Origin of the sequence: Pseudomonas proteolytica, assembly GCF_007858275.1 — a bacterium.
Taxonomy (GTDB): domain Bacteria; phylum Pseudomonadota; class Gammaproteobacteria; order Pseudomonadales; family Pseudomonadaceae; genus Aquipseudomonas; species Aquipseudomonas proteolytica.
This window is the reverse complement of record NZ_VFEV01000001.1, coordinates 297607-308391: the sequence shown is the minus strand read 5'-3', so window position 1 is coordinate 308391 and position 10785 is coordinate 297607. Positions and strand designations below refer to the sequence as shown.

Annotated in this window: 12 protein-coding genes, 1 tRNA gene and 2 pseudogenes; 2 read left to right on the top strand and 13 right to left on the bottom strand. The window is 55.2% G+C overall.

Annotation, left to right across the window (positions count from 1 at the left end):
* Positions 1 to 266 precede the first annotated feature (266 nt).
* From FIV38_RS01415 to FIV38_RS01395, 5 genes and pseudogenes are all read right to left on the bottom strand, one after another.
* Positions 267 to 1257 (bottom strand): annotated as a pseudogene (locus tag FIV38_RS01415) (ParB family protein); the annotation flags it as partial.
* Positions 1254 to 1490 (bottom strand): Arc family DNA-binding protein, encoded by a 237-nt coding sequence (locus tag FIV38_RS01410; protein ID WP_092238401.1) that lies wholly within the window; start codon positions 1488 to 1490, stop codon positions 1254 to 1256. The gene FIV38_RS01410 and the pseudogene FIV38_RS01415, both read right to left, overlap by 4 nt.
* A gap of 33 nt (positions 1491 to 1523) precedes the next feature.
* Positions 1524 to 2525 (bottom strand): annotated as a pseudogene (yejK, locus tag FIV38_RS01405) (nucleoid-associated protein YejK).
* Complete coding sequence (locus FIV38_RS01400; protein ID WP_008437325.1) at positions 2525 to 2764, bottom strand: type II toxin-antitoxin system HicA family toxin; 240 nt, start codon at positions 2762 to 2764, stop codon at positions 2525 to 2527. Before FIV38_RS01400 ends, yejK begins: the two are co-directional and overlap by 1 nt.
* Complete coding sequence (locus tag FIV38_RS01395) at positions 2761 to 3282, bottom strand: hypothetical protein (RefSeq protein WP_092238396.1); 522 nt, start codon at positions 3280 to 3282, stop codon at positions 2761 to 2763. The genes FIV38_RS01400 and FIV38_RS01395 overlap by 4 nt, the downstream gene beginning before the upstream one ends.
* Positions 3283 to 3598: 316 nt before the next feature.
* Between FIV38_RS01395 and FIV38_RS01390 the strand changes: the two genes are divergently transcribed.
* Complete coding sequence (locus tag FIV38_RS01390) at positions 3599 to 3889, top strand: hypothetical protein (RefSeq protein WP_092238393.1); 291 nt, start codon at positions 3599 to 3601, stop codon at positions 3887 to 3889.
* Between the two features lie 306 nt (positions 3890 to 4195).
* Here FIV38_RS01390 and dnaB read toward each other — a convergent pair whose 3' ends face one another.
* Genes dnaB through FIV38_RS01360 form a run of 6 tightly spaced genes read right to left on the bottom strand, consistent with a single transcriptional unit; the run spans position 4196 to position 8769 of the window.
* Complete coding sequence (gene dnaB, locus FIV38_RS01385; RefSeq protein WP_092238391.1) at positions 4196 to 5545, bottom strand: replicative DNA helicase; 1350 nt, start codon at positions 5543 to 5545, stop codon at positions 4196 to 4198.
* The gene (locus FIV38_RS01380; protein WP_032877851.1) at positions 5542 to 5760 is read right to left on the bottom strand and encodes a hypothetical protein; all 219 of its coding nucleotides are present in this window, start codon (positions 5758 to 5760) and stop codon (positions 5542 to 5544) included. Before FIV38_RS01380 ends, dnaB begins: the two co-directional genes overlap by 4 nt.
* On the bottom strand, positions 5744 to 6463 hold the full coding sequence (locus FIV38_RS01375; RefSeq protein WP_092238388.1) for an HNH endonuclease signature motif containing protein: 720 nt from the start codon (positions 6461 to 6463) through the stop codon (positions 5744 to 5746). The genes FIV38_RS01380 and FIV38_RS01375 overlap by 17 nt, the downstream gene beginning before the upstream one ends.
* On the bottom strand, positions 6460 to 7161 hold the full coding sequence (locus FIV38_RS01370; protein ID WP_092238385.1) for a DUF2786 domain-containing protein: 702 nt from the start codon (positions 7159 to 7161) through the stop codon (positions 6460 to 6462). Before FIV38_RS01370 ends, FIV38_RS01375 begins: the two co-directional genes overlap by 4 nt.
* The gene (locus tag FIV38_RS01365) at positions 7158 to 7907 is read right to left on the bottom strand and encodes a hypothetical protein (protein ID WP_092238381.1); all 750 of its coding nucleotides are present in this window, start codon (positions 7905 to 7907) and stop codon (positions 7158 to 7160) included. The genes FIV38_RS01370 and FIV38_RS01365 overlap by 4 nt, the downstream gene beginning before the upstream one ends.
* 1 nt (position 7908) lies before the next feature.
* Entirely contained in the window at positions 7909 to 8769 is an 861-nt protein-coding gene (locus FIV38_RS01360) for a ParA family protein (RefSeq protein WP_092238378.1), read from the bottom strand.
* A 244-nt stretch (positions 8770 to 9013) separates the two neighbouring features.
* Here FIV38_RS01360 and FIV38_RS01355 point away from each other — a divergent pair.
* A tRNA-Pro gene (locus tag FIV38_RS01355) sits at positions 9014 to 9090 on the top strand.
* A gap of 159 nt (positions 9091 to 9249) precedes the next feature.
* Here the strand turns inward: FIV38_RS01355 and FIV38_RS01350 are convergent.
* A complete protein-coding gene (locus FIV38_RS01350; protein WP_029292008.1) occupies positions 9250 to 10548 on the bottom strand; it encodes an NAD(P)/FAD-dependent oxidoreductase in 1299 nt (432 codons plus the stop codon).
* A gap of 60 nt (positions 10549 to 10608) precedes the next feature.
* Positions 10609 to 10782: a DUF3094 family protein gene (locus FIV38_RS01345; RefSeq protein WP_032866455.1), complete on the bottom strand. Its 174-nt coding sequence runs from the start codon at positions 10780 to 10782 to the stop codon at positions 10609 to 10611.
* Between the last annotated feature and the right edge of the window lie 3 nt (positions 10783 to 10785).

The following is a 10785-nucleotide window of genomic DNA, read 5'->3' as shown; positions in this document are numbered from 1 at the left end:
AACATTTCCATGCTGATCACCCTGTGTTCTCCTGCTCAAAAAGTGAGCAGAAGCAGTTGAACACCTGGGTCAGTTTTCAGTCGGCAGAACAGCCTCTACTGGGTCAGTTTTCGGTCAGCGGCAACACGCTTGGCGCTCTTGCGGGCTCAATTGCTCCAGCGAGGGAGGGGCCACAGCTGGTTGGGCCCCTGGTTGAGCACGAGCAGCATTAGTGGTTGTCGTTCGCGTGACCTCTGTATTAGAGGAAGAAGGCTGCTGCTGGCGACTCTGACTACCCTCAATTTCATTGTCTAAGGGATTAGGCTGAGGCAACTCTTCAAATTGAGCGGCTGGGTACTGAGGCAACTCAAGTACCGGCGTTGAACGGCGCAGTTCCTCCTGGTTCTGAGTAATTTCCAGCAATATTTTCTCGTAGCCAAGGTTCAGCGGCTTTTTAAGCTGATCAATCAATTCGTCTTGGAAACGCTGGAACAGGAACTCTTCAGCGTCTCCCTCAAATTGGGACAGCACATCCTGGAAAACCGTATCGAATTCGAGATGCTGCTCCTGTTCTTGATAATTGCGCTCCCAGCACTGAAGGGCTGTTTTTCGTAGTGCAAGTAATTTTGAGATCCGATCTACTCCCAGCCCAGAGTAAAGCACCGCAGGAATCGCTGGGAGGAGATATCGGATGGCGTCCTGCATGCGGCTTATATGTGGTTGTGAAACTGGATACCCATCTGCTTTCAATCGCCGAGAAAGTTCACTTTGAGATATGGACTTCCCAACCTCCTGCTCATATAAGGCTTTTGCCTTGTCTACTCCAATAGCTCGTTCGATGAACAAAAGCTGGCCTTGCATATCGTTTTCGGCCAAGTGGCCGGTGAGCGAGATTATTTCGCCCCGAACAACGTCCCACGGACGGAATAGGCAGTGGAACTTGAAGAACTTCTCGTCGCCGGTCTCACGGTACAATTCGTTTAAAATGGCCAGGCGCGTGTTGCCGCCGTTGCGGATCCGGTACTTATCTTCTCCAGGTTTACGCGTGACTGGAGGTGGTGTGTCGAGGCCCCGATTCCGTATCGACTCTTTAATTTCATCGTATTTCGGGTTACGAGTCGTCCTTGGGTTTTCGTCATACGGCAGCGTTTCGTCGAGGGTCAACAGCATGGGGGTATCGACGATGGGGTCGCTCATTCGCGCTGCCACCGGCGACTTTGATTCAAACGCCGGCAGCAGCAGCTTATCTTTCATGGTCTGAGCCAAAGACGGTTTCATACTCTGGCTCCTGGTTGCTCGTAAGCTGGGCTTGCCGCCAAAAGCTGGTCAATGATTTTTAAAGCTCGATCCAGAGCGGCCTCAAGTTCGACGGTGGACTCCAAGCGATGAACGATTTCCGAGTTCATTGATCGGGTGTTTTCGCGCGCCTGCACTGCGATACGTTCGCGCATCCCATCGGGAAGGCGAACAACGAATTTTTCTTCATGCTGACGCTTTGGTTTGTTACTCATGGTGGGCTCCGATGCCTAGGGTAGAAAGTGTGTTCAGCGACGTTTCAACTGATCAGTGAGTTGGGTCGGTAACCCCTTGATGACTAATGAATTGGACGCCTCGTCGTACTCGATCTTGTCCCCTAGCAGATGGGCTTCAAAACTGATGGACAAGCCTTCGGCACGGCCGGTGAACCGACGGAATTGGTTGAGAGTGCGTTTATCTAGGGGGATTTCCGGCGACAGGCCGTAGTCCTTATTGCGAATATGGTCGTAGAACGCCTTGGGCCGATCTTCATCGATCAAGCCCGACAGCTCCTCCAGGCCCATGGGTTCACCGAGCTTGGCCTGGCTGGTGGCGTAGTCCACCAGGGCCTTGGTTTTCTCGCGGGCCGATTCATCTGGCAGGTCTTCGTTTTCAACGAAGTCGCTGAACGCCTTGAGGAGGGTGCGGGTTTCGCCCGGGCCGTCGACGCCTTCCATGCAGCCAATGAAGTCGCTGAAATACCCCGAGATCTTCTTACCGTTCTTGCCTTTGATGTACGAGATGTACTGCTTGGACTGCTTGTTGTTCTGCCACTCGGACAAGTTGATACGCGCCGCCAGGTGCAACTGGCCAACGTCCAGATGGCGTGAGGGAGTGACGTCCAGATCGTCAGTAACCACCACGCCTTCACTGTGGTGGAGCAGGGCGACAGTTAGGTAGTCGGTCATGCCTTGCTGGTAATGGGCAAACAGTACGTGGCCACCGGTGGAGAGGTTGGACTCTTCCATCAGCTTTTGCAGATGCTCGACCGCCGTGTGGCTGAAGGCGGTGAAGTCCTAGCCACCTTCAAAGTACTGCTTTAACCAGCCGCTAAACGGGTGCGCGCCGGACTCGGCATGGAAGAAACCCCAGGCCTTGCCTTGTTTGGCGTTATAGCTCTCGTTGAGGTCGGCAAGCATGTTCTCGATGGCGACCGATTCGGATAGCTCCGAATCGCGTGCCTGGAGAACAGCAGGTGTGCCATCGGGTTTTTTGTCGATCAGGTGGACGATGCAATGACGGATAGGCATTAGATTGCCTCCTGCGAGTGTAGGGTTTGAGCTCGATCAGCACGACGAATACGGGCTTTGGCGTTGAGGCCTGAGCGGTAATCGCTTGCGGTTGATGAGGTGTAAATCGATCCAAGGCCAGATTTCGTGAACTTGATATGGCCACCTTGAGTGCGAGACACCGTCCAGCCATTCGCTTCAGCAAACTTCACGAGTACACGAAGGCTCTCGCTTTTTCCGCGTAGGAGATTGGTGGTCATAGCTCTGCATCCCTGTCTGCCAGAACGTTACCGGTCTGGATCGCGATGATTTCAGCCTGGTCGCCAGGAAACTTGGTACCGAGCTCATGCAAAAAGTGACGCGTAGCCTCACGTGCTCCAGGCACGCGGAACACCACGCTGCAGTGCTGAACTTCCGCGGGGGGGTGCAGGTGAGACATTACGGCCACTTTCAGCGAACAGCACTGGAGGTAGCGGGGCACCCAAACCGACCAGAAGTAGCTGGATAGCAAAGCGCCCGCGCAGAGCAGTTCAACGGTAATTGTTGCGCTGGGCGTGTTGGTCAGCTCGACGTAGCCGAGCTTCTCAAACTCCAACAGATCCTCACGCATGCTCATTGGGACCACGGTGCTGTGGTCACGAGCAAGGCGGCCGATCGCTTGAGCTAATGCGTCGAGCTCCACTGGGTTGATCCCAGATTTATGGGCATGAGCCACGGCAGAGGCTTCGAACACGGCACCGGCATGGATACTAGGAAATAGCTCGGCGCTACTGTGCATCCGACACCTCCTGAAGCTCCTCGATGTCATAGCTATTGCAGTTAGGGCAGATAAGCACGTCCACTTCGCCATCGAGGGATACTGGGGCCTGTACGACGCTGCGCACACGATGTGTCGGGTGGTGGCTATCGCATTGATGGCACCAATGAGTGAGCCGGATCATGGCTGGCCTCCTTGAGGTATAACGGGTGACGTACAAGAAGCACTCGGCAGCGATAGGGCGCTGGGGTTGAACGCTGAGGGTGAAAGGTGCCGGACGCATCCAGTGGTAGAGTTTGGTTTCCACACGCAAACTACTGACCCCTGGAGGTCCGGCATGAAAAGAACAGGAGAAGAGCTAAACCCCAACGAGTTGTACGCCAGCGCAATGCAGGCCGGGATTTGCGATGCGTTGAAAATCATCGGTAACGTGCTGGCCACCGATAGTCGTACGCGAGAACTGTTCAAGCAAACCTGTGATGGATTCATTGCGACTGCTCCCCAGCGTCTAGGAGACCTTGGTCAGAATCCTCTCGTGATGGAGGGATACAGAGAGCCTTTGATGCACCTGATGAAAGCGCTCCACCTCTTGGAAACGGGGGCAAAGGGACCTTTAAGTACTCATTGAGCCTGGTGGTGTAGGCAGCTTGTTCAGCGTCTTCTAGCGAGAAACCTTGGGCAATTTTCTCGTCATGAGCTTTTTCACCTGCTGATCTCACGATTGGTAGGTGAGCGGCTGTCGCTTTACCGTATGCGATAACAAAGTCGATCACCGCACGCGAATACAGCGCTTTTTGAACCCCCGGGCTGAACAGCCGCTTCAAAAAAGCAGAGTGGTCTGTAGAGCAAACTAGGTCGCGTATCCTGAATTGTTCGGCACTCAACTGTGTCTCCGAATCAGGCTGTAGCTCTGCTCTGAGTGAGAATTGCTTTTTCATTGTTGTGCCCCTTGCCAGCCGGCGTTGGGACTGAGGTTGGCAAACCGGGTCTGGTTGGCGATGAAGGCTGTTCTGACGGTCCCAGTTGGGCCGTTACGCGCCTTGCCGAGAATGATTTCTGCAATGCTTTTGTGTTCGCTCTGAGGGTGGTACACCTCGTCCCGGTAGACGAACATAATCAGATCAGCGTCCTGTTCAATCGCACCGCTATCACGCAGGTCTGCGTTGATCGGACGCTTATTTGGACGTCGTTCCAGTTCCCGGTTGAGCTGGGAAAGCGCAACCACCGGGCAATTCATCTCTTTCGCCAGGGCCTTGAGCGACTGAGATATTGCGCTGATCTCGTTGGCCTTGTTTTCCTGACCTGGGCAGCGCATGAGCTGCAGGTAGTCGATCAGGATCAAGCTCGGGTGTCCGAAGCGACGAGCTGCTCGACGAGATTTGGCTCTGATTACTGCAGGCGTGAGCGCTGAAGAGTCGTCGATGACAAGCCGTTCTCCATAGCCATTAATACGAGAAACCGCTGCAGTCAGCTTCGGCCAATCATCATCTTCGAGCTTGCCCTTCAATAGCCTGCCCAGGTCGATATGGCCTAGGATGCCCATCAATCGATACAGCAGTGCTTTGGCCGGCATTTCCATGCTGAAAACCTGAACTGTGCGATCAAGCTTTGCCTGCAGAGCCGTATCTATGAAGTTCAAGGCCAGAGACGTTTTCCCCATAGACGGGCGCGCGCCGAGGATTATCAGGTCTGCTTCTTGAAAACCCGACGTCAGCTCGTCCAAGTCCTCTAGGCCTGAAGGCAGACCGGTCACAGTGACATTGCCGTTGAAGTGTTCGTCTATTTGTTCAACGACGTTCGTCAGGCATTGGTTGATGTTGACGAATTCCGTTGCGCTCTTGCCTTCACCCAGAGCGAAAAGTTGCTGTTCAATTGATTCTTGAACATCCTCCGCACTTGCCAGCGGGTCTGTCGCCTCGCGAGAGCATTGGTATCCAAGGGACATGAGCTGTCTGAGCCGTGAGCGATTACGCACGATGGATGCGTAATGCTCGATATTGGCTACAGACGGCGTGTTTTTGGCCAGCTCGCCCAGATAGCTCAGCCCTCCGGCTTCGTCTGGCTCCTCCAGCGCGTTGTGGACGGTGACGATGTCGAACGGAATGGACTTGTCAGCAAGGCCTGCCATTGTCCGGAACAGCAACCGATGGTCGTGTCGGAAAAAATCAGAGGCATCCAGTTTGTCCGCGACGAGATCCCAGGTGTTGTTGTCGAGTAGTAGCCCACCTAACACACCTTGTTCAGCCTCTACGGAGTAGGGCGGTGAGAGGTCAAGGTGATTCATTTCCCCGACTCCTGGCCTATCTGAAGAAAACCACTCCCGTTGCGTGCCCCCAGGGCTTTGACCATGTCGACCTCAACCTTCGCTGAATTGATCATGACCTGAGCAACCTCCGCTACCGCTTTAGCCCGTTCAATTTCCATTGGTTTTTCTGGGTCCAGGAGGCTCTCGATCGCGACGAACAGGTGATTACGCAGATCTTCAATCTTGTTCTTCATTTTCAACCTCCCGGATGGTGCGTTTGAGTTTGCCGATAGCGCGTATTGCGGATTTCAGCTCTTCCGGATACCGATGAATGGTGTTCCGACGCATGCGTTCTGCTCTCGTCAGCAACTCCAGGTTATTCAGGGCTATATGGGCCTTGTTGCCGTCCTTGAAGCACACGCACATGTTTATAGGGACTGGTCCGTGATGCTCCTCCCAAAGCAATACATGCACGGCTTTCCAGTCAACGGGTGGGTAACCGGTATCGGTGATTTTCTTCTGCTGATAGCCATCAGGAGTTGTGCGCAGGCTGCCAATAGGCAGCCAGTTCCCCGGTTTATTGCCCGCCTTAAACTGCGTCTGAGTCATACGGCCAGAGGAGGGGAGCCCCTTAAGGCCCTTATTCCATGGGACTGAACCCTTGGGAAAGCGGAATTCAGCGCCCAACTTGCCGTCAAGCCGGCCACAGCGACTACTGCGAAGAAACTCGGCGCTTTTGCTCAAACCCAGCCGTTTGGCTTTGGCATAGACCTGATAGACGCTGAGCCCCAATTCGGCGGCTAGGACCTGAGTCGGTTCATCGGGATAGCGGACAATGAGCGTGCGCTCTTCCGCCTCACTCCAAACATGGTGTTTGTGAACCGGGGCAAGCCCAAGTTGTGATCTGGCTTGTTCCAGCGCCGCCATGGCCAACGGTGAAAGCGAATGAGTTCTCATTGGCTCCCCCCATGCCCAGGGGCTCCTTGTGACTGCTGTCCAACACCACGATGCAGCCTGGCATGCTTGCCCTGGTCCCATCCCGCTTGCAACGAGCGGGTGTCATGACCTTTGGCTTCGATGGGCTTGATAATGGCTAGTGTTAGTTTTGGATGATGCCATTCCAGGTAGGCTTGGATCTCCAGCGCAGAATTTTCGTCTATCCCGCCTGCAAACTGGCTCACCTTAGAGGCGATGGCATTGAGCCAGCCCTCGGCAAACAGTTGGCCGCGGTGACGTTTGGTTTTCAGTTGGCAGCGCTTCTGCTGGGCAACATGAGCTCGACGGGCAGCGACAAGCTGATGATGCAGCGTTGAATAGGTGTGAGCTGCCAGTTCAGGTGAAATACCTTTACCCAAAAACTTGAAGGACCAGCCAAGTAGCGGATTGAAATACGCCAAGTGGCTGCAATCGAAGGCTTGGGAGCAGATTGAGGCCAGGTTGTGCAGCCAATCCTGCGGTGCCCGACGGGTTTTGGTACCCACAATGGCTTCTTCGATTGTATGGGCAGCAACTTCGGTGTGTTCCAAGTTGTACTGCTTCATCAAATGGCGAGCTTGACGAAGTGCAATTTCCACTTCGTTTGGGGCAGCGCCTTGTGACTTGGCCAGCGCCATGAGTTTGGCGACCTTGCTGAGGACTTTTTGCTTGTCCATCATTCACCCCCGCCCTGCTGGGCATCAGGGGAGAGCGCTTCTGACCAAAGACGTAGGGTCTCGCGTTCATCCGAGGTCAATGCAGTCTGGGCGCGAGCCTCAGCTATTTTTTCCTTAAGAGCTTGAAGTCGTTCCTCCACCGTTGATCCGTCGTCATAGGCAATGTGGTGCGTTAACTCGTCGATGAGGTCATACCGGATCGATGTCAGGTTGTTTATCCGATATTGCGTGGGTGTCCGCCCATATAAACGCGCTGGAGTCTCGAGCTCATTCCTGACGTAAAGGTTAAATTCGTTTGCGTTACGCACGGTGTGGTATTGCCTTGCGCGGTTGAGGATGAGCGCAGTTTGGATAACATCTAGCAGCTGTTCATTGGATGCGGCGGGGAGAGGGTAAGCACTGGCCACAAGCTGTTTGGCTCGAGCGAGGCGTGCGTCCTGGCGACGTTTCGACTCTTTTTCTGATCGAACGCGCTTTTCTTTCGCATGTTCGACATGAGTATTCACCGAGTCTATGAGATTCGCTGCATCCTGCAGCAGGTGGCATTGCTCTAGGGTCAGGTATTCGCTGAGGTTGCCCAATACACCGGAGCCTATTTTGCGGCCGTTGCTAAGCCTGCGGATCTCGCGCGCTGTGCTGGTGAGTTTGGTCTGAGCACCGCGTAGGTCCTTTGAGCTGTAGAGCTGATTCAGCTTTTGCATTACCTCAGGCGTAATACCGTGGGCAATGGTGACGGAGGTCTTTGCCATGTCAGCGGCCCTCCTTGACGAGCTTGGCCACGCGCTCCTCAGTCATGGCTTCGAATCGGTCGCGCCATTCTGGAAAGAGCTCAATGGCCAATTGGCGGATGACGGCAAGGGCTGCAGGGGATATGCGGTTGGAAGGCTGTCGGTATTCCAGGCGGTGTACTGGGACGCCCAGGGATGAACTGTTACGAAACACCACTGCGGAGGGGACGACGCAATCCAGAACGTTGATTTCGTCATTGTCCTGGAAAATTTCCCGTACCGACTGCTCGATCATTTGCGCGTCGGTGGTTTGGTCGAGATTGTTGACGACGATCCGCACAGGAGGGATTTTCATGCCCAGGCGCCCATAGGCGCGCAGGCCGTCCAGCATCTGCATGGATCCCCGGCTGAACTCACGTGCAGCGAGCATATTGGGCGGAAGTGGGGATATGACCAAATCAGAGGCTAGAACCACCATTTCGAGCATGGCCGATCTGGCGCCTTGGGTGTCAATCAGTACCAGGTCGAAATGATCTTTGAACGCCGGCATCAGGTTGGCGAGTCGCAACCGTCCGTCAGGTGCTTGCAGGATCAGGCTGTTCAGTTGGTTGTTGATGTCGTTGGAAATGACAAGCGACAGGTTTGGTATCGTGGTGCTGGAAATGATCTTGGCTGATTCGGTGATATTGAATGCCAGCAGGTCGTAGATGCCGCCCTGAGCTTCATCGACCAATTGGTAATACGAGGAGAGTGAGGGCTGTGCAGGATCTAGGTCGATGAGGAGCACGCGCAGCCCTGCATCCGCACAAAAAGCGCCGAGGTTGGCCTCGATGGTGGTTTTGCCTACGCCGCCTTTGGTCGAAACGACCGCAGAGATTTTCATGGTTTGGAGCCTCTAATGTGGGTTCATTAGAAGCTGCGAGGCCACGGAAACAGCTATGTGTAGCGAACACGATCTTGGGCTCTGAAGCACTAAAACCAATTGTCTTTTAACCAATTGGTCGTAGGTTCGAATCCCACACGACCCACCATTTTTGAGACCAGTTAACGCTGGAATCGAATCTTAAGATCAGAGGCCAAAAGCACTGATCGAAGAAGGCGACTTGAAAAGGTCGCCTTTTTTTTACCGGGGTATAGCGCAGTCCGGTAGCGCGCCTGCTTTGGGAGCAGGATGTCAGGAGTTCGAATCCCCTTACCCCGACCATATTAAAAATCCTCGTATCGAAAGATACGGGGATTTTTTTTGCCTGCGCAAAACCTGAAAGTGCCGCCGATCCAATGTAGAAGGGGGCTTGCTCCCGATTGCGGTGTGTGTGAACCACCGCTATCGGGAGCAAGCCCCCTCCCATCCGGGACCGTGTTGTTAGTGGAGTTTGAGCCGCGGCTCAGTGCCCCGCCCAATCTTGCTGCCCAGCATCAACATCATCGTGCGGAAGAACCCGTACAAGGCCATCTGGTGCATGCGGTACAGCGACACATAGAACATCCGCGCCAGCCAGCCTTCAAGCATCACGCTGCCGGTCAGGTTGCCCATCAAGTTACCCACAGCCGAAAAACGCGACAGCGAGATCAGTGAGCCGTAGTCGGTGTACTTATAGCTGGGCAGGGGCTTGCCCTCGATGCGCAATTTCAGCGATTTGGCCAGCAACGACGCCTGCTGGTGGGCCGCTTGCGCCCGCGGTGGAACGTTACGGTCGGTACCCGGCTGCGGGCAGGCCGCGCAGTCGCCAAAGGCGAAGATATTCTCGTCACGGGTGGTCTGCAGTGTTGGCAGCACCTGCAGTTGGTTGATGCGGTTGGTCTCCAGGCCGTCGATGTCCTTGAGAAAGCCCGGCGCGCGAATCCCGGCGGCCCACACCTTGAGGCTGGCGGGAATCACCTGGCCACTGCTGGTGATCAGGCTGTCGGCGGTGACTTCGCTCACGGCGGAGTTGGTCATGACCGTCACCCCGAGCTTTTCCAGGGTTTTATGCACAGGTCCGCTGATCCGCTCTGGCAGGGCTGGCAATACCCGTGGCCCGGCTTCGATCAGGGTGATGGACATGTTTTCTGGTTTGATCCGGTCCAGGCCATAGGCTGCCAGCTCATGGGCCGCGTTGTGCAGCTCCGCGGCCAACTCGACACCGGTGGCGCCAGCGCCAACGATTGCCACGCTGATTCTTTCCACCACATCGGTTTGCCCAGCATGGGCGCGCAGGTAGTGGTTGAGCAATTGCTGGTGGAAGCGCTCTGCCTGTTTGCGGGTATCTAGGAACAGGCAGTGTTGTGCTGCGCCCTCGGTGCCGAAGTCATTGGTGGTGCTACCGACCGCAATCACCAGGGTGTCATAGCCCAACACGCGCGCAGGCACCAGTTCCCGGCCTTCTTCATCAAGGGTCGCGGCCAGCTGGATTATCTTCTGTTCACGATCAAGCCCGCTCATGCGCCCCAGCTGGAACTCGAAGTGGTTCCATTTTGCCTGGGCAACGTAATTGAGTTCGTCTTCAGAGGAGTTCAGCGAGCCGGCGGCAACCTCGTGCAGCAGGGGTTTCCAGATATGGGTCAGGTTGGTGTCCACCAGCGTGATGCTGGCGGTACCGCGCTTGCCCAGAGTCTTACCCAGTCGGGTAGCCAACTCCAGGCCGCCGGCGCCGCCGCCGACGATAATAATACGATGGGTCATGGGGGTATCTCGCAAGGCTAAAAGAAATCGGTGCAGTTACCCGAGCGAGCGCCAGGCAGCTCATAGCGTCAGGTAACTCAAAAGGCGGCTCAGGAGGCCCAGGCCAATCACCACAAGCAGTACCACCCCAAGGAGCAGCCACGGCCGGAAAGGCTTGCGCTCAACCTGGTGTTGGGACAGTTGCAGGTACTCTTCGACATGTTCTTGGTCGTCAGGGTTCAGGCGGCTGGTCATAAA